The organism is Geodermatophilus sp. URMC 62 (assembly GCF_052931475.1).
The window spans coordinates 4292743-4310851 of record NZ_JBRFHY010000001.1; the positions used below are offsets into that span (position 1 = coordinate 4292743).

Here is an 18109-nt window from a genome sequence, read left to right on the forward strand (position 1 = left end):
CCGGATGCCCGCCGTCCCCACCCCGGAGGAGCCCCTGTGTTCGCCAAGGTCCTGGTCGCCAACCGCGGGGAGATCGCGGTCCGCGCCTTCCGCGCCGCCTACGAGCTGGGCGTGAGCACCGTCGCCGTCTTCCCGTGGGAGGACCGCAACTCCGTCCACCGGCTCAAGGCCGACGAGAGCTACCAGATCGGCGAGGAGGGGCACCCGGTCCGGGCCTACCTGTCGGTCGAGGAGGTCGTCCGTGCCGCCCGGCGCGCCGGCGCCGACGCCGTCTACCCCGGCTACGGCTTCCTGTCGGAGAACCCCGAGCTGGCCGAGTCGTGCGCGAACGCCGGCATCACCTTCGTCGGCCCGCCGTCCTCGGTGCTGGAGCTGACCGGCAACAAGGCGCGCGCGATCGCCGCCGCGCGCGAGGCCGGGCTGCCGGTGCTGGCCTCCACCGAGCCCAGCGACGACGTCGACACGCTGCTGGCCGCGGCGGAGGCGCTGCCGTTCCCGGTGTTCGTCAAGGCCGTCGCCGGCGGCGGCGGGCGCGGCATGCGGCGGGTGCAGGACCCTGCCGAGCTGCCCGCGGCGGTGCAGGCGGCGATGCGCGAGGCGGAGTCGGCGTTCGGCGACGCGACGGTGTTCCTCGAGCAGGCCGTCGTCGACCCGCGGCACATCGAGGTGCAGATCCTCGCCGACGGCGCCGGGAACGTCGTCCACCTCTTCGAGCGCGACTGCTCGGTGCAGCGCCGCCACCAGAAGGTGGTCGAGCTGGCCCCCGCGCCGAACCTGGACCCGCAGCTGCGGGAGCGGATCTGCGCCGACGCCGTCGCCTTCGCGAAGGCCATCGGCTACGTCAACGCCGGCACGGTGGAGTTCCTGCTCGACGGCGAGGGCCGGCACGTGTTCATCGAGATGAACCCGCGCATCCAGGTGGAGCACACGGTGACCGAGGAGGTCACCGACGTCGACCTGGTCCAGTCGCAGCTGCGGATCGCGGCGGGGGAGACCCTCGCCGACCTCGGGCTGTCGCGGGACACGATCGTGCTGCGCGGCGCGGCGCTGCAGTGCCGGATCACCACCGAGGACCCCGCCAACGGCTTCCGCCCCGACACCGGCCGGATCACCGCCTACCGCTCGCCCGGCGGCGCGGGCATCCGGCTGGACGGCGGCTCCTCGCTGGGCGCGGAGGTGGGCGCCCACTTCGACTCGATGCTGGTCAAGCTCACCTGCCGCGGGCGCGACTTCGGCATCGCCGTCGCCCGCGCCCGCCGCGCCGTCGCCGAGTTCCGCATCCGCGGCGTGGCCACCAACATCCCGTTCCTGCAGGCGCTGCTCGACGACCCCGACTTCCAGGCCGGCCGGGTCACCACCTCCTTCATCGAGCAGCGGCCGCACCTGCTCACCGCCCGCAGCTCCGCCGACCGCGGCACGCGGCTACTCAGCTACCTCGCCGACGTGACGGTCAACAAGCCCCACGGCGAGCGGCCGCACCTGGTCGACCCGGTGACGAAGCTGCCGCGGGCCGACCTGCGCGCGCCCGCCCCCGACGGCTCCCGCCAGCGGCTGCTGGAGCTCGGCCCCGAGGCCTTCGCCGCCGACCTGCGCGGTCAGACCGCGCTGGCGGTCACCGACACGACCTTCCGCGACGCCCACCAGTCGCTGCTGGCCACCCGGGTGCGCACCAAGGACCTGCTCGCCGTCGCCGGGCACCTCGCCCGCACCACCCCGCAGCTGCTCAGCCTGGAGTGCTGGGGCGGTGCCACCTACGACGTGGCGCTGCGGTTCCTGCACGAGGACCCGTGGGACCGCCTGGCCGCGCTGCGCGAGGCCGTGCCGAACACCTGCCTGCAGATGCTGCTGCGCGGCCGCAACACCGTCGGCTACACCGCCTACCCCGAACAGGTCACCGAGGCCTTCGTCCGCGAGGCGGCGAGCACCGGCATCGACGTCTTCCGGGTGTTCGACGCGCTCAACGACGTCGCCCAGATGCGCCCGGCAATCGACGCCGTCCGGGCCACGGGGACGGCGGTGGCCGAGGTGGCGCTGTGCTACACCGGCGACCTGTCCGACCCCGGCGAGACGCTCTACACCCTTGACTACTACCTGGGCCTGGCCGAGCAGATCGTCGACGCCGGCGCGCACGTGCTCGCCATCAAGGACATGGCCGGCCTGGTGCGCCCGCCCGCCGCCGCCCGGCTGGTGACCGCGCTGCGCGAGCGGTTCGACCTGCCCGTGCACCTGCACACCCACGACACCGCCGGCGGGCAGCTGGCCACGCTGCTGGCGGCCTGGTCGGCCGGGGTGGACGCCGTCGACGGCGCGGTCGCTTCCATGGCCGGGACGACGAGCCAGCCGCCGCTGTCGGCCATCGTGGCCGCCACCGACGCCACCGAGCGGGCCACCGGCCTCTCGCTCGCCGCGGTCAACGACCTGGAGCCCTACTGGGAGGCCGTCCGGCGGGTCTACGCGCCCTTCGAGTCCGGCCTGCCCTCGCCGACCGGGCGGGTCTACACCCACGAGATCCCCGGCGGCCAGCTGTCCAACCTGCGCCAGCAGGCGATCGCGCTGGGCCTGGGGCAGCGGTTCGAGGAGGTCGAGGACGCCTACGCCGCGGCCGACCGGCTGCTCGGCCGGCTGGTCAAGGTGACGCCGTCGTCGAAGGTGGTCGGCGACCTGGCGCTGCAGCTGGTCGGCTCCGGGGTGACGGTCGAGGACTTCGCCTCCGACCCGGGGAAGTACGACCTGCCGGACTCGGTCATCGGGTTCCTGCGCGGTGAGCTCGGCGACCCGCCCGGCGGCTGGCCCGAGCCCTTCCGCAGCCGGGCGCTGGAGGGCCGCCGTCCCGCTGAGCCGCCGGCCGAGCTCTCCGACGACGACGTCCTCGGCCTGACCCAGCAGCCGCGGGCGACGCTCAACCGGCTGCTGTTCCCCGGCCCCACGCGGGAGTACCTGGCGCACACCGAGGACTACGGCGACGTGTCGGTGCTGCCGACCAAGGAGTTCCTCTACGGCCTGCGGCCCGGTGACGAGCACGCCGTCGACCTCGAGCCCGGCGTCACCCTGCTCATGGGCGTGGAGGCCGTCTCCGACCCCGACGAGCGCGGCATGCGCACCGTGATGTGCAGCCTCAACGGGCAGCTGCGCCCGGTGTCGGTGCGCGACCGCTCCGTCGACGCCGCGGTCAAGGCCGCCGAGAAGGCCGACCGCTCGGTGCCCGGCCAGGTCGCCGCGCCGTTCGCCGGCGTGGTCACCGTCAAGGTCGGCGAGGGCGACACCGTCGAGGCCGGCCAGCCGATCGGCACCATCGAGGCCATGAAGATGGAGGCCGCGATCACCGCCCCCGTCGGCGGCACCGTCGAGCGGCTGGCCATCGGCCCGGTGCAGCAGGTCGAGGGCGGCGACCTGCTCGTGGTCCTGGCCTGAGCGTCGTGACCGCCCCGGTGCTCGCCCCGCTGACCGCGGCGCTCGACGGGGCCACGCAGCTGGTCGCGGCCGTCGCCCCGGAGGAGTGGGGCCGGCCGACGCCGTGCGCCGAGTGGACGGTGCGGCAGCTGGTCGGCCACCTCGTGGGCGGCAACCGGATGACCGCGCGCGTGCTGCGCGGCGAGCCCCTCCCGCCGCTGGACCAGCTCGGCCGCCGCGACCCCGCCGACCAGCTCGGCGACGACCCGGCCGGCGCGCACCGGGGCTCGGCGGAGGAGCTGCTGGCCGCCTTCGGGCTGCCCGGCGTCCTCGACCGGGCGCACACCGTCCCGGCCGGGACGCTGCCGGGGCCGGCGCTGGTGCACCTGCGGACGGTGGAGACGCTGGTGCACGGGTGGGACCTCGCCCGCGCCACCGGCCGGCGGGTCCCGTTCCCCGACGACCTGGTGGAGCCCGAGCTCGCGTTCAGCGCGGGCCTGCTCGGCCGGCTGCCGGCGGGCCGGTCGCCGTTCGGGCCGTCGCAGCCGGTCGCCGGCGACGCCCCGGCGGTCGACCGCCTCGCCGCGCTGCTCGGCCGCACGCCCGGGTGACCGTCCGCCCGGCGGTGGACCCCGGCAGGCGGCGACCCGACCGTCCCGCCACGTCGCCGGGCTGCGACCGAGGGTCATCTCCGCCGCGGTGTGTCGTGACCGACGGTTGAGCTCCCCCGCCCGCGGGCAGGGGTCCGTGTGCGCGAGCGCGCGCCTCGATGGCGCGCGAGGTGCGTCGACCGCCACGGCGGGCCGGGAGCGCACCGCGCGGTCCGTGGCGGGCCGTCCGCGGGGGCCGACGGAAGGCGGGGACACCCCGCAGCGGGGAGACGGGACGGAGCGGGGTGTGACCACGGTCGAGGGCGGTCGGCAGACCCTGGGGGGCCGCTACGAGCTGCAGGCGCTCATCGCCACGGGTGGCATGGGGCAGGTCTGGCGCGGGCGGGACACCGTGCTCGACCGGGCCGTCGCGGTCAAGGTCCTGCGCAGCGAGTACGCCGACGACCCGACCTTCCTCGCCCGCTTCCGCGCCGAGGCCCGGCACGCCGCCGCGCTGAGCCACCCGAACATCGCCGCCGTCCTCGACTACGGGGAGGGGCGGGCCGAGGACACCGGCGAGCACCTCGCCTACCTGGTGATGGAGCTGGTGGACGGTGCGCCGCTCTCGGCTCTGCTCACCCGGGAGGGCCCGCTCGAGCCCGACACCGCCCTCTCGGTGCTCTCGCAGGCCGCCGCGGGGCTGGCCGAGGCGCACCGTGCCGGCGTGGTCCACCGCGACGTCAAGCCCGGCAACATCCTGGTCCGCCCCGACGGCGGGGTGAAGCTGACCGACTTCGGCATCGCCTGGTCGGCCGAGAGCGTGCCGCTGACCGGCACCGGCCAGGTCATCGGCACCGCGCAGTACATGTCGCCGGAGCAGGCCGCCGGTGAGCGGGTCGGCCCGGCCAGCGACGTCTACGCGCTCGGCCTGGTCGGCTACGAGTCGCTCACCGGCCGTGCCGCGTTCACGGGGACCAACCCGGTGGCCGTGGCGCTCAAGCAGGTCCGCGAGGACCCCGAGCCGCTGCCGGCCGACGTCCCGCCCGACGTCCGGCACCTCATCGACGCCGCCCTGGCCAAGGACCCGGGTGAGCGCCTGCCCGACGGCGCGGCCTTCCTGCACGCGCTCGAGGACACCGTGCGCCCCTCGCACGACACCGCGCCGGTGGCCGCGGCGGCGACCCGGCCGGTCGCGCCCGCCGGGCAGCCGTCGGCCCGCGCGTCGCGGACCGCTCCCGCCGGGGAGCCCGCGGCCGGGGACCGGCGCCGACGGCGGCTGCTGCTCGCCCTGGCGGTGCTCGCGGTCGTGCTCCTCGGCGGCGGCGCGGTCGCGCTGGTCGGCGGCCTGCCCGACGGCGACGCCCCGGCCGCGACCGCCGTGCCGTCGGAGGAGGGCATCGTGCTGGCCGCCGCCGACTACGTCGGGCGCCCGGCCGAGGACGTCGCCCGCGAGCTGACCGACCTGGGCCTCTCCGTGGGCCAGCAGACGACGGTCACCCTCGACGCCGCCCCGGGCACGGTCACCCGGCTCGACCCGGCCGGCACCGAGGTGGACACCGGCGACCGGGTGCGCCTGGTCGTCGCCGCCGCCCCGCCGGACGATCCGGCGGCGACCGGCCCGGCGACGACCGCGTCCGGCGGTGGTCAGGCCGCGTCCCTGTCCGCCGACGAGCCGACGCCGGGGACGGCGGCCGACACGGCGCCCGGGCAGCAGTCGGGTGCGGCGTCGCCGAGCGCCGGGGACGCCCCCACCGGTGCCGGTGCGACGGCGCCCGGGACCGAGGACGCCGAGGACCCTGCGGGCTCCTCGGGTGACGCGGGTGCCGGCGACCCGACGACCGACCCGACGACCGAGCCCACGCCCGGGCCCACGTCCGAGCCCGCGGCGGAGCCGACGACCGATCCGACGTCCGATCCGACGTCCGAGCCCACGACCGGTGCGACGTCCGAGTCCGCGGCCGACCCGGCGACGGGGTCCGCCTCGCAGCCGGCCACCGAGTCCGCCTCCCCGTCCGCGCCGTCGTCGGGGTCCGCGTCGCAGTCCGCGCCGTCGTCGGGTGCCCCGACCGAGCCGGCGGGCGGGACGGGGACGACGCCGTCCGCCGGGAGCGGGACGGCGACCGGCACCCCCGGCACCGGCACCCCCGACACCGGCACCCCCGGCACCGGCACCCCCGACACGGACACCGGCACCGGCACCGGCACCGGCGGGAACGGCGCCCCGGGCGGCGGAGCGGCGTCGCGGAACGGCGCGGGCGCCGCCTCCGGGAGCGCCGCCGGCGGGTCGGCCGGCGCCACCGGCTGACCGGTCCGGCTGCCGGCAGGCGGAACCGGGGACGGCGCTAGGGTCGGTGACCATGGTGATCAGGTCCCCGGGGAACCAGTCCGGGCGGGCGCTCGAGGAGCTCAAGCTGCCCGGACGGGCGGTGGCGGCGCTGATGCGGGCGGGCATCACCGACGTCGCCGGCCTGGCGGGGCTCACCCGGCGGGAGCTGTCCGCCGTCCCCGGGCTGGGGCCGAGCACCATCGCCGCGATCCGGGCCGTCGTCCCCGAGCCACCCGCGCGCCTGCCCCGCTCCGGCGCCGAGCCGTCGACCCCCAGCGCCGCGCAGACGGTGCTCCCGGAGGCGCCGCCGGCCGAGGAGGAGTCCCCGACCGCACCGGCGATCCCGTCGTTCGCCTCGCTGCGCGACCCGCGGCGGCGCACCCCGCTCGACCTCCTGGTGCCCGAGCAGCCGCCCGCGGCGCCGGAGCCTGCAGCGCCCGAGTCCCAGCCCGAGCCCGAGGAGTCGGCTCCCCCCGCGTCCCCGGCCGGGGCACCGCGGCCGGCCGAGTGGGGCGACCTGTGGCGGTTCGGCCTGCGCGCGGCCCGCTGGTGGGTGGCCCAGCCGGTGCGGACGGTGCGCCGCCTGCTCGGCTGAGGAGGACCTCCGCCGGTGCAGGGTCCACCCGGCGCACGCAGGCGCTCGTCGAGGTGCGCCTGGTCGTCGAGGTGCGCCTGGTCGTCGAGGTGCGCCTGGTCGTCGAGGTGCGCCTGGTCGTCGTCATCCGGGCGTGGTGACGACCACGCGCCGCATCTCGCGCGAGCGCCGCTCCTCGTGACCGCTTCCCGTCGACCGGCCGGCTTCCCGAGTACCCCGAGGCAGCCGCAGGTCGCCACCCGACACGGGGGCACCGTGCGTCGTGCGCCGGACCGTCGCACCCGTCGGCGACACTGCCCGGGTGGAGCGGATCGTCCTCCGCCGCCGCGGCGACCTGGTCGAGGCCCGGCGGTGCCGTGACGACGACGGAGGCGGGGCGCCCGCGGTCACCCGGCTGACCGCCGACGACCTCCCCGGCTGGGTCCGCGAGCGGGAGCGCACGCCGGTCCGCTGGGTGTGGGACGACACCACCCGCTGGTACCCGGCGCTGCTGGACGCCGGCGTCCGCGTCGAGCGGTGCACCGACCTGCGGCTCGGCCACGCCGTCCTGCGCCGCTCGCCGTCCGCCGACCAGCGGCTGCTCGCCGGCGAGGACACCCCCGGCTGGGACGCGCTCGCGCCGGTGACCACGACCGAGCACGCCCTCTTCCCGCTGGCCGACCCCGCCGACCGGCTCGACCCCGTCGCCGAGCACGACCGGCAGCAGACGACCCTGGCCGCGGCCGCGCAGCGCGCACGCCTGGCACTGCTGCTCGCCGCGGAGTCCTCCGGCGCGCTGGTCGCCGCCGAGATGACGCACGCCGGGATGCCGTGGCGGGCCGACGTCCACGAGCGGCTGCTCACCGACGCGCTCGGGCCACGCCCGCCGGCCGGCGTCCGCCCGCCGGTCCTGGAGCGGCTGGCCGGCGAGGTCCGCGCCGCCCTGCGCGCGCCCGCGCTCAACCCCGACTCGCCCGGCGACCTGCTGCGCGCGCTGCGGGCCGCCGGGCTGCCCGTGGACGACACCCGGCAGTGGACGCTCGAGCAGGTCGACCACCCGGCCGTCGCGCCGCTGCTCGAGTACAAGCGGCTGGCCCGGCTGCTGGCCGCGCACGGTTGGAGCTGGCTGGAGACCTGGGTGCGCGGGGGCCGGTTCCGGTCGGCCTTCCTCCCGGGCGGCGTGGTCACCGGGCGGTGGTCGGCGCAGGGCGGGGGAGCGCTGTCGGTGCCCGCGCAGGTCCGTCCCGCCGCGGTGGCCGACGACGGCTGGGCGTTCGTGGTCGCCGACGTCGCCCAGCTCGAGCCGCGGGTGCTCGCGGGCATGAGCGGCGACGCGGCGATGGCCCAGGCGGCGCGCTCGACCGACCTGTACCAGGGCATGGTGGCCGACGGCGCCGTCGCCACCCGGGCCGAGGCCAAGCTCGGGGTGCTCGGCGCCATGTACGGGGCCACCCGCGGCGAGAGCGGCCGGATGCTGCCGCGGCTGGCCCGCCGCTACCCCCGGGCCATCGGCCTGGTCGAGGACGCCGCCCGGGCGGGGGAGCGCGGCGAGGTGGTCGCGACCCTGCTCGGCCGCGGGTCGCCGCCGCCGACGGGCGCCTGGGCCGAGCGGGCGGTCGGGCTCGGCGAGGCACCCGACGAGGAGGGCCCGCGGGAGGACCGCGACCGTGCCCGCCGCGCCTGGGGCCGGTTCACCCGCAACTTCGTCGTCCAGGGCACCGGTGCCGAGTGGGCGCTGTGCTGGCTCGCCGACCTGCGCAACCGGCTGTGGCGGCTGGGCAGCGGGCCGCCGGCGCAGCGGCCGCACCTGGTGTTCTTCCTGCACGACGAGGTCGTCGTCCACACGCCCGGGCACCTGGCCGACGAGGTCGCCGGCGAGGTCCGGGCCGCCGCGGTCACGGCCGGGCGGCTGCTGTTCGGCGGCTTTCCCGTCGACTTCCCGCTCGACGTCGCCGTCGTCCGCTCCTGGGCCGACGCCGGGTGAGGGTCAGCGGACGGCGGCCGGCTCGGGGGCGGGGGCGGTCGCCGCACGGCGGCCGGTCAGGGCGGTGACGACCGCGGTCAGCAGGCAGACGACGACGCCGGCCGCGGCGATCGTCGTGTAGCCGCCGGCGGACGGCGCCGCCGCGCCGGCCGGGGTGGCCGAGGCGAGCACGGTCGCGGTGAGCGCGCTGCCGACGGCGAAGCCCACGTACCGCAGCACCTGGTTGAGGCTCATCGCGCTGCCGGTCTCCGCCGGCGGGACGGCCGCCACCACCAGCGCCGGGAACGCCGCGAACGCCGCCCCTACGCCCAGCCCGGCCACCGCCATGACGGCGAACAGCTGCCACAGGTCGGTGCGCAGGAACGCGAACAGGACGAAGGCCACGCCCTGCACGAGCGCCGCGACCGGCAGCACCCGGGCGTGCCCGGCGCGGTCGGCGAGCAGCCGCGCGAGCCGGCCGCCCACCATGCTGGCCGCCGAGAACGGCAGGAGCACCAGCCCGGCGACGACGATCGAGGTGCCGAAGCCGGCGCCGTCGGCCGGCGGGGCCTGGGCCAGCACCGGCACCGCGGCCAGCAGCAGGTAGTTCGACAGCCCGACGAGCAGCGCCGCCGAGTGCGCGGTGAGCGCCACCCGGCCGCGCGCCAGCCGCAGGTCGACCAGCGGCTGCGGCGTCCGCGACTCCCACCGGACCCACAGCACGAGCGCCACCACCGAGGCGGCGGCCAGCCCCCACAGCAGCGGCGACGTCACGCCCCAGGTCTCCGCCTCGCCCAGCGCCAGCAGCAGCCCGCCGACGCCGGCGCCGAGCAGCAGCGCGCCGACCACGTCGAGCCGCCGCCGCGGCGCCGCGGCCGGCGGGGGCAGGACGACGGCGGCGGCGGCCAGCGCGGCGGCGCTCACCGCGGCCCCCGCCCAGAACGCGGCGTGCACACCGCCGAGCTCGGCCACCAGCCCGGCCAGCGGGTAGCCCAGGCCCACGCCGGTGACGACGGTGACCGACAGCGCGGCGATCGTCGAGCGGGAGGTGTCGCCGGTCAGCGCCTCGCGGGCGGTGGCGATGGCCAGCGGGGTGAGCCCCAGGCCGAAGCCCTGCAGCGCGCGGCCGGCGACCAGCCACCACAGGCCCAGGGGGAGGGCGGCCAGGACCCCGCCGAGGGTCACCACGCCCAGCACGGCGAGGATCACCCGGCGGCGGTGCGGGCCGTCGCCGAGCCGCCCGACCACCGGGGTGGCCACCGCGCCGACCAGCAGCGTGACCGTCAGCGACCACTGCGCGTCCGGCAGCGACGCCCCGGTCGACGACGCGATCGCCGGGACCAGCGGCGCACCGAGGCTGGAGATGACGGCGACGACCGTCCCGACGAAGACGAGTGCGGCGACGAGCGCGCGGGGTGACCGGGAGACCGCCATGCCCCCGAGCTTCCCAGGACGTTGCACAGCGCAACCGCCCGGCGGGTCAGCGCTGCGTCACAGCAGCCGGTCGAGGTCGTCGGGGCCCGGGCCGGTGCCGCCGGAGTCGCGCACCGGTGAGCCCTCGGGCCGGTCGTCGTCCGGCGGCTCGGCGGCCACCGGCCCCTCGGCGTAGAGGGTGTCCGGGTCGCGGGGGTCCATCTCCCGGGGACCGCGGGCGGCGGCGACCACCTCGGACAGCGTGCCGCCGTCCCGGGCCACCCACGCCCGGCCGTCGTCGCCGAGCACGATCGGCCGCTGGATCAGCCGCGGGTGCTCCACGAGCACGCGCACCCACGCGTCGGCGTCGCGCGGGGCGTCGGGCAGCCCGAGCTCCGCGGCCAGCGGGTCGCCGAGGCGCGTGACGTCCCACGGCTGCAACCCGAGGGCGGCCAGCGCGGCGCGCAGCTCGGCCTCGGTCGGCGGGTCGTCGAGGTAGCGGCGCAGGGAGTACTCGACACCGGCCCGGTCGAGCTCGTCGCGGGCGGCGCGGCACGTCGAGCACGAGGGGTTGAACCAGACCTCCACACCCCGACCCTAGGGCCCCTACACCACCGGGCCGCCGATCGGCGCGGACGCGAGCACCATCACCCGACGAGACACCTGTCGACTCGTTGTCACGATGTGCTCTCCGCCGGTAGCGTCGGGTCGTCCGTCCGGTCGTCGTCCCCCGTCGGGGGAGGCCGGGGGACGCCGCCGAGTCGCCCGCTGGGGCGAGCCGGGGACCCACCGCAGTACTGGGGTGAATCCCCTCCTGGCCGCGTGCCGGGAGAGGTAGGGCCGCTTCCCGCCCGAACCCGTCAGCTCACCCGGTAGGCGGCTCACGGGAGAACGGAGAGCCGCCGGATGGCGCGCGCCTGCACTGCTGCCCGCACCGCCGCACCACCCCGTCCGATCCGGCTCCGCCCCGTCCCGGCGCGCCTGCGCACCTGACCGTCCGCGGCCGTCCGCCCCGGACGCCGTCCGCGCGCACACCAGCCCGGGCACCCTCCGCCCGACCGGCCCCGCGCCGCTCCGCCCCGGTGTGCCCGCGCCGGCCCGGCGCGCCCGCCGGCCGTGCCGTCCGCCCCCGCCGCAGCCCGCTGCGCCCCGCACCCGCCTGGAGCACCCGCACCATGGACCCCCGCACCACCCCGTCCGGCCGATCCGCCGAGCGCCGCGGCCGCGCCACGGGCCGCCGACGTCCGGCCGCCGCCCGCCGCCCCGGCCTCCTCCTCGGCGTCGCCGCCGCCGGCGCCCTGCTGGTCAACGTCGTCGTCGGCGGGGACCCCACCGCCTCGGCCGGCGCCGGAGACCCGGAGTCGGCCGCCGTCGCCCAGGAGCTGGGCCTGACCGCCGAGGGCGGGGCGCTCGGTGCGGGGGGAGGCGCACAGCCGGCCGAGGACCTCCAGCCGCTGGAGGACCTGGCCGCCAGCCGCAGCAGCCGCGCGGCCGAGGAGGCCACCGCGCAGCAGGCGCAGGCCGCCGCCGACCAGGCCGCGCTCGCGCAGCAGCGCGCCGAGGAGGCCGCGGCAGCCGAGGCCGCCGCCGCGGCCCAGCGCGCGGCGGAGGAGGCCGCCGCCGCCCAGGCCGCCGAGGCCGCCGCGGCGGAGGCCGCCGCCGACCGGGCCGCCGCCGAGGAGGCCGCCGCTGCGGAGGCTGTGGCGGCGCAGCGGGAGGTGGAGCCGGAGGCGGGCTCCTCGGCCGCCGCCGCGTCGTCCACCGCCTCGTCGTCCACAGCGGGTTCGGGGACCGCCGCCAGGGCGACCGCGCGCATCACCAACACCGCCGGGCCGGTGCAGGCCGTCGTCCAGGCGGCCGCGAACGCCGTCGTCAGCAACGTGGCCGGCGCGGGCTCGATCACCCTCGGCGGCACCCGGGCCAGTGCCACCGACCCGGGCGGCCACCCGTCGGGCCTGGCCCTGGACTACATGGTCCTGTCGAACACCGCGCTCGGGAACGCGATCGTCCAGTACCACGTCGCGCACTGGGACGAGCTCGGCGTCGACTACCTCATCTACCAGCAGCGGATGCTCAGCTCGCCGGGCGGCAGCTGGTCGGCCATGGAGGACCGCGGCAGCGCCACGGCCAACCACATGGACCACGTGCACGTCAACTACACGGGCTGACGCGACCCCTGACGCGGCCCCTCGCGCCGGGTCCGGCCGGCCCCCTGGCCGGCCGGACCCGGCTGCTCATCCCCGGACGCCCGCGGCCGCGGCGAACGCGGCCGCGGTCCGGGCGGCGACGACCGCCGGGTCGGCGTCCCACAGCTCCTGGGAGAACACCTCGACCTCCACGTCGCCGCGGTACCCGGCCGCCTCGACCAGGGCGCTGGTCCCCGCCAGGTCGACGTGCCCGTCGCCGGGCAGGCCGCGCGACACCAGCACGTCGGCCGCGAGCGGGGTGACCCAGTCGGCCACCTGGTAGGACGCGATCCGTCCACCGCGGCCGGCCCGCGCCACCTGCGCGGGGAGCTCGGGGTCCCACCACACGTGGTAGGTGTCGACGACGACGCCGACCGCCTCCGCGGGGAACTGCTCGGCGACGTCGAGCGCCTGCCCGAGCGTGGAGACCACGCCGCGGTCGGCGGCGAACACCGGGTGCATCGGCTCGACCGCCAGCACCACGCCGGCGGCCGTCGCGTCGTCGACCAGCGCGCCGATCGCGTCGCGGGCCCGCTCCCGGGCGCCGGTCAGGTCGCGGTCGCCGTCGGGGAGGCCGCCGGCGACGAGCACGAGGACCGGTGCCGATCCGGGCGCGCCGGCCGCGGCCAGCGCCGCGGTCTCCTCGATCGCGCGGCGGTTCTCGTCGAGCGCCGCGGTGCGGGCGGGGCCCGGGGGAGCGGTGAAGAAGCCGCCCCGGCACAGGCTCGACACCCGCAGCCCGGAGTCGGCGACCAGCGCGCACGCCTTCTCCAGGCCCACCTCGGCCACCGGCTCGCGCCACAGCCCGATCGCGCCGATGCCCGCCTGGCGGGTGACGGCGAGGGCGTCGAGCAGCGGCGCGTACTTGACCGTCGCCTGGTTCAGCGACAGCCGCGGGTGGGCGCTCACGGGACCGGCTCCAGCACCGGGACGTCGACGCCGGCCAGCGCCAGCAGGCCGTTCCACCGGCGCGCGGCGAGCTCCGGGTCCTCCAGGGCGCCGGCCGCGTCGGCCAGGCGGACCACCTCCGACAGGTGCGGCAGGCTGCGGGCCGAGTGCAGCCCGCCGACCATGCCGAACGCCGGCTGGTGACCGTTGAGCCACGACAGGAAGGCGATGCCGGTCTTGTAGTAGGCCGTCGGCGCGGCGAACACCTGCCGCGACAGCGCCTCGGTCGGCCCGAGCAGCCGCCGGTAGCCGGCCGGGTCGCCGGCGTCGAGGGCGGCGATGGCGGCACCGGCCACCGGCGCGATCGCGGCGAACGCGCCGAGCAGGGCGTGCGAGGAGTGCTCGCCGTCGCCCTCGATGAGGTCGACGTAGTGGAAGTCGTCGCCGGTGAACAGGGCCACGCCGGCCGGCAGCCGCCGCCGCAGCGCCACCTCGGCCGCGGCGTCGAGCAGGCTGGTCTTGATCCCGCGCACCCGGTCGGCGTGGCGCTCCAGGATGCGGACGACGACGTCGGCGGCCGCCCCGGTGTCGACCGAGCCGAAGTAGCCGCGCAGCTGCGGGTCGAAGGCCTCGCCGAGCCAGTGCAGCAGCACCGGGCCCCCGGCGCGTGCGAGCACCTCGGCGTAGACGCGCTCGTAGTCCGCCGGCCCCTCGGCCACCCGGGCGAGGTGCCGGCTGGCCATGAGCACCACCCCGGCGCCGCAGTCCTCGGCGTGGTGCAGCTGCTCGACGTAGGCGTCGACCACCCGCGCCAGCGGGACGACGTCGTCGGTGAGGTGGTCGGTGTTGACGCCGACCACCAGGGCACCGCCCACCGACCGCGCCTCGGCGGCGCTGCGCCGGACCAGCTCGCGGGTGGCGGCGGCGTCCAGGCCCATGTTGCGCTGCGCGGTGTCCATCGCGTCGGCGACACCGAGTCCCCACGACCACAGGTGGTGGCGGAAGGCGAGGGTGGTGTCCCAGTCGACGTCGGCCGGCGCGCCGGGGACGTTCTCCCCGGCGACCCGCGGGACGACGTGGGCGGCGGCGTAGGCGGTGCGCGACCGCAGCGGCGCCGTCGGGCGGCGGACCGCGGCCGGCTCGCCGAGCGGCAGGAGCCGGGTGCGCCCGTCGGCGCCGAGCAGGACGGCGGTGCTCATCGGGCCGGCACCCCGCTCCCGATCGTCACGCGGCGGCCGGTCGCCGAGCTCTCCAGTCCGGCCTCGGCCAGCCGCACGCCGCGGGCGCCGGAGGCGAAGTCGTAGGGGTGGGGGCCGTCCTCCACCACGTGCCGGACGAACTGCTCCCACTGCACCTTGAACCCGTTCTCGACGGGGTCGTTGTCGGGGACCTCCAGCCAGCCGGCCCGGTAGTCGCGGCTGTCGGGCACGTCGGGGTTCCACACCGGCTTGGGCGTGGCGTTGCGGGGCTGGATCCGGCAGCCGAACAGCCCGGCGACGGCGCTGCCGTGCGTGCCGTCGACCTGGAACTCGACCAGCTCGTCGCGGTCGATCCGCACCGCCCAGCTGGAGTTGATCTGCGCGACCACGCCGCCCTCGAGCTCGAAGACGCCGTAGGCGGCGTCGTCGGCGGTGGCGGCGTAGGGCTCGCCGCGCTCGTCGACCCGGCTGGTGATGTGCGTGGTGGCCTTGGCGTACACCGACTCGACCCGGCCGAAGAGGTCCTCGAGCACGTAGTTCCAGTGCGGGAACATGTCGACGACGATGCCGCCGCCGTCCTCGGCCCGGTAGTTCCAGCTGGGGCGCTGGGCCGGCTGCCAGCCGCCCTCGAACACCCAGTAGCCGAACTCGCCGCGCACCGACAGCACCTGGCCGAAGAAGCCGGAGTCGAGCAGCCGCTTGAGCTTGAGCAGCCCGGGCAGGAACAGCTTGTCGTGGACGACGCCGTTCCTCACCCCGGCGGAGGCGGCCAGCTCGGCGAGCTCGACGGCCTCGGCGTGGGTCTCGGCGGTGGGCTTCTCGGTGTAGACGTCCTTGCCCGCGGCGATGGCCCGCCGGATCGCCGCCACCCGCGCCGAGGTGACCTGGAAGTCGGCGTAGACGCGCCACCGGTCGTCGGCCAGGGCGGCGTCGAGGTCGGTGGTCCAGTCGGCGATGTCGTGCCGGTCGGCGATCTCCTGCAGCGCGGCGGCCCGGCGGCCCACCAGCAGCGGCTGCACCTGCACCCGCTCGCCGGTGGACAGCAGGACCCCGCCCTGCTCGCGGATGGCCAGGATCGACCGCAGCAGGTGCTGGCGGTAGCCCATGCGGCCGGTGACGCCGTTCATGATGATGCCGAGCGGTGGGGTGCCCATGGTGGTCGCTCCTCGCGAGTGGTGACGGTGGCCCGTGACAGTGGGCCGCAGCGGCTTGGAAAGCGCTTACCAAACGGTAGCCCGGACGGTGTGACGCGGGCAACCCCCCGGCCGCGGTTCCTCGGCGGTGGCGTCCCCTCGCGCGGGGGAGGTGGGGAGGCGGCGGGCACGGCTAGACTGCGCCCGTGCAGCCCGGCTCCGATCCGCGGGCCCGGCGGGGTCCGGGCGGGATCACCCTGCGCGACGTGGCCGAGCGGGCCGGCGTCTCGCTGGCAACCGCTTCCCGCGTGCTCAACGGCAGCACCCGGGTCGTCAGCCCCGACCTCGCCGCCCGCGTGGGGCGCGCCGCGGCCGAGCTGCGGTACGCCGCCAACGGCCCCGCGCAGGCGCTGGCCCGCGCCACCACCAACGTCGCCGGCCTGGTCGTGCACGAGGTCGACGACCCCTACTTTGCCTCGATCGCCGCGGGCGCGATGCGCGTGGCCACCGGGCACGGCCTGCTGACGATGATGGCCGGCACGTCGCGCGACGCCGGGCGGGAGGTCGAGTACGTCGCCCGCTTCCAGGCGCAGCGGGTGCGGGCGGTGCTGCTCGCCGGCAGCGGCCGCCTCGACGACGGCCCGGAGCTCGGGCAGGCCCTCGCCGACTTCGCCGAGGCCGGGGGCCGCGTCGCGTTGGTGAGCGAGCACGACCTCCCCTTCGACACCGTCCTGCCGGCCAACCGGCGCGGCGCGGCCTCGGTGGCCCGGCTGCTGCGCGACCTGGGGCACCGCGACGTCGGCGTCCTGGCCGGCCCCGCGGAGCTGCGCACCGTGGCCGACCGGCTGGGCGGCTTCCTCGACGCGTGGGCCCAGCTCGGCGGCGACCGCGGCGCCCCGGTCGTCGTCGAGGGTGACTTCTCCCGCGCCGGCGGCCACGCGGCCACGCTGTCGCTGTTCGCGCGGGCCCCGCACCTGACGGCGGTGTTCGCGCTCAACGACCTCATGGCGGTGGGCGCGCTCGGCGCCCTGCAGGGCGACCTCGGCCGGCGCGTCCCCGACGACGTCTCGGTCGTCGGCTTCGACGACCTGTGGTTCACCGGCGACCTGCAGCCGGCGCTGACCACCGTGCGCCTCCCGCTGGAGGACATGGGCGCCCGCGCGATGGAGCTGGTGCTGTCGGCCGCGTCGCCGGACCCGCGCCGGGTGCCGGTCCCCGCGGAGCTCATCGTCCGCGCGAGCACCGGCCCCGCCCGCCCGGCGTCCTAGATGTACCCAGCCAGGACGTTGGTGACGGCGGACTGGGCTTGAAGGAAGGAGAACCTCCGAGTGGGGTGTGGCTTGTCGAAGGCCCAGTCCCTGCTCGGAGGTTCTCGTGTCCCACGCTAATGCCCGCACCACCGTGCATGGCCGGCTGCTGATCGTCGAGCGGTGGCGCAACGGCTGGAAGAAGGCGCACATCGCGGCGGCGATGGGGATCTCGCGGAAGTGCGTGCGGACCTGGCTCACCCGCTACGCCGAAGAAGGCGAGGCCGGGTTGGTCGACCGGTCCTCCCGCCCGCACAGCAGCCCGCGGCGCACGGCTGCCGAGGTGGAGGACCGGATCGTCGAGCTGCGTGAACGGGAGCGGCGCGGGCCGGCGTGGATCGGTGCCGAACTCGGGGTGCCGGCGCGCACCGTCTCCCGGGTCCTGGTCCGCCGCGGGCTGCCGCGGCTGGCCGCGCTGGACCCGATGACCGGTCACGTCATCCGCGCCTCCAAGGCCACCGCGGTGCGCTACGAGCGGTCGGCGCCCGGCGAGCGGGTGCACATGGACGTCAAGAAGCTGGCCCGCATCCCCGACGGCGGCTGGCGTGCCCACGGCCGGGCGGCCACCGCCGACCACCGCCACAAGTCGGTGCCGACCGGCTTCGACTACGTGCACTCCCTCCTCGATGACCACTCCCGGCTGGCCTACGCCGAGATCCTCCCCGACGAGAAGGGCGCCACCTGCGCGGCGTTCCTGACCCGCGCGGCGGCCTACTTCGCCGGCCACGGCATCGACCGGATCGAGCGGGTGATGACCGACAACGCCTGGGCCTACAAGTGGTCCCTGCGCGAGGTCATCACCGCACTCGGCGCCCGGCAGAAGTTCATCAAGCCCTACTGCCCCTGGCAGAACGGCAAGGTCGAACGCCTCAACCGCACCCTGGCCACCGAGTGGGCCTACCGGCAGGCCTTCACCAGCAACGCCCAGCGCGCCGCCGCTCTTGCTCCGTGGCTGAAGCACTACAACACTCACCGCCGCCACTCAGCACTCGGCGGGCTCCCACCGATCAGCCGCCTGGCACCAACCTGATGGCCGAGTACACCTAGACCGTCGCCGTCCCCGACGGTGTGCGCTCGGGCTCCGCTCCGTCGACGGGGACGGGGCGCCGGCGCCCACCCCGGCCCGGACGGCGACGGCCG

The 18109-nt window shown here is 77.2% G+C and carries 13 protein-coding genes and 1 riboswitch; of the genes, 8 read left to right on the forward strand and 5 right to left on the reverse strand.

Going from position 1 to position 18109, the window contains the following annotated elements:
- Positions 1-36: 36 nt before the first annotated feature.
- The 5 genes from ACU616_RS20840 (at position 37) to ACU616_RS20860 (ending at position 8864) form a co-directional block, all read left to right on the forward strand.
- The gene (locus ACU616_RS20840) at positions 37-3411 is read left to right on the forward strand and encodes a pyruvate carboxylase (RefSeq protein ID WP_446760323.1); all 3375 of its coding nucleotides are present in this window, start codon (positions 37-39) and stop codon (positions 3409-3411) included.
- Between the two features lie 5 nt (positions 3412-3416).
- Positions 3417-4001 (forward strand): TIGR03086 family metal-binding protein, encoded by a 585-nt coding sequence (locus ACU616_RS20845; RefSeq protein ID WP_446760324.1) that lies wholly within the window; start codon positions 3417-3419, stop codon positions 3999-4001.
- 286 nt (positions 4002-4287) lie between these two features.
- Positions 4288-6285 carry a protein kinase domain-containing protein gene (locus tag ACU616_RS20850; protein WP_446760325.1) on the forward strand — a complete coding sequence of 666 codons (1998 nt, stop codon included), beginning with the start codon at positions 4288-4290 and terminating at the stop codon, positions 6283-6285.
- A gap of 52 nt (positions 6286-6337) precedes the next feature.
- On the forward strand, positions 6338-6901 hold the full coding sequence (locus ACU616_RS20855) for a DNA-directed RNA polymerase subunit alpha C-terminal domain-containing protein (protein WP_446760326.1): 564 nt from the start codon (positions 6338-6340) through the stop codon (positions 6899-6901).
- Between the two features lie 301 nt (positions 6902-7202).
- Entirely contained in the window at positions 7203-8864 is a 1662-nt protein-coding gene (locus ACU616_RS20860) for a bifunctional 3'-5' exonuclease/DNA polymerase (RefSeq protein WP_446760327.1), read from the forward strand.
- A gap of 3 nt (positions 8865-8867) precedes the next feature.
- Here ACU616_RS20860 and ACU616_RS20865 read toward each other — a convergent pair whose 3' ends face one another.
- Together ACU616_RS20865 and ACU616_RS20870 are read right to left on the reverse strand one after the other, a co-directional pair.
- Complete coding sequence (locus tag ACU616_RS20865; RefSeq protein WP_446760328.1) at positions 8868-10277, reverse strand: MFS transporter; 1410 nt, start codon at positions 10275-10277, stop codon at positions 8868-8870.
- Between the two features lie 57 nt (positions 10278-10334).
- Complete coding sequence (locus ACU616_RS20870) at positions 10335-10844, reverse strand: ArsC/Spx/MgsR family protein (RefSeq protein WP_446760329.1); 510 nt, start codon at positions 10842-10844, stop codon at positions 10335-10337.
- A gap of 166 nt (positions 10845-11010) precedes the next feature.
- Positions 11011-11148: riboswitch (cyclic di-AMP (ydaO/yuaA leader) on the forward strand.
- 283 nt (positions 11149-11431) lie between these two features.
- Here ACU616_RS20870 and ACU616_RS20875 point away from each other — a divergent pair.
- The gene (locus ACU616_RS20875; protein ID WP_446760330.1) at positions 11432-12424 is read left to right on the forward strand and encodes a hypothetical protein; all 993 of its coding nucleotides are present in this window, start codon (positions 11432-11434) and stop codon (positions 12422-12424) included.
- A gap of 66 nt (positions 12425-12490) precedes the next feature.
- On the opposite strand, the gene ACU616_RS20880 is transcribed toward ACU616_RS20875, so the two are convergent.
- The 3 genes from ACU616_RS20880 to ACU616_RS20890 are packed head-to-tail and all read right to left on the reverse strand — an operon-like array spanning position 12491 to position 15683.
- Positions 12491-13351, reverse strand: a complete 861-nt coding sequence (locus tag ACU616_RS20880) for a sugar phosphate isomerase/epimerase family protein (protein WP_446760331.1) — start codon at positions 13349-13351, stop codon at positions 12491-12493.
- Positions 13348-14529: a dihydrodipicolinate synthase family protein gene (locus tag ACU616_RS20885; protein ID WP_446760332.1), complete on the reverse strand. Its 1182-nt coding sequence runs from the start codon at positions 14527-14529 to the stop codon at positions 13348-13350. Before ACU616_RS20885 ends, ACU616_RS20880 begins: the two co-directional genes overlap by 4 nt.
- Positions 14526-15683 (reverse strand): Gfo/Idh/MocA family protein, encoded by a 1158-nt coding sequence (locus ACU616_RS20890; RefSeq protein ID WP_446760333.1) that lies wholly within the window; start codon positions 15681-15683, stop codon positions 14526-14528. Before ACU616_RS20890 ends, ACU616_RS20885 begins: the two co-directional genes overlap by 4 nt.
- A gap of 185 nt (positions 15684-15868) precedes the next feature.
- Between ACU616_RS20890 and ACU616_RS20895 the strand changes: the two genes are divergently transcribed.
- Complete coding sequence (locus ACU616_RS20895) at positions 15869-16930, forward strand: LacI family DNA-binding transcriptional regulator (RefSeq protein ID WP_446760334.1); 1062 nt, start codon at positions 15869-15871, stop codon at positions 16928-16930.
- Positions 16931-17036: 106 nt separating this feature from the next.
- Entirely contained in the window at positions 17037-17999 is a 963-nt protein-coding gene (locus ACU616_RS20900; RefSeq protein ID WP_446760300.1) for an IS481 family transposase, read from the forward strand.
- The last annotated feature ends 110 nt before the right edge of the window (positions 18000-18109 follow it).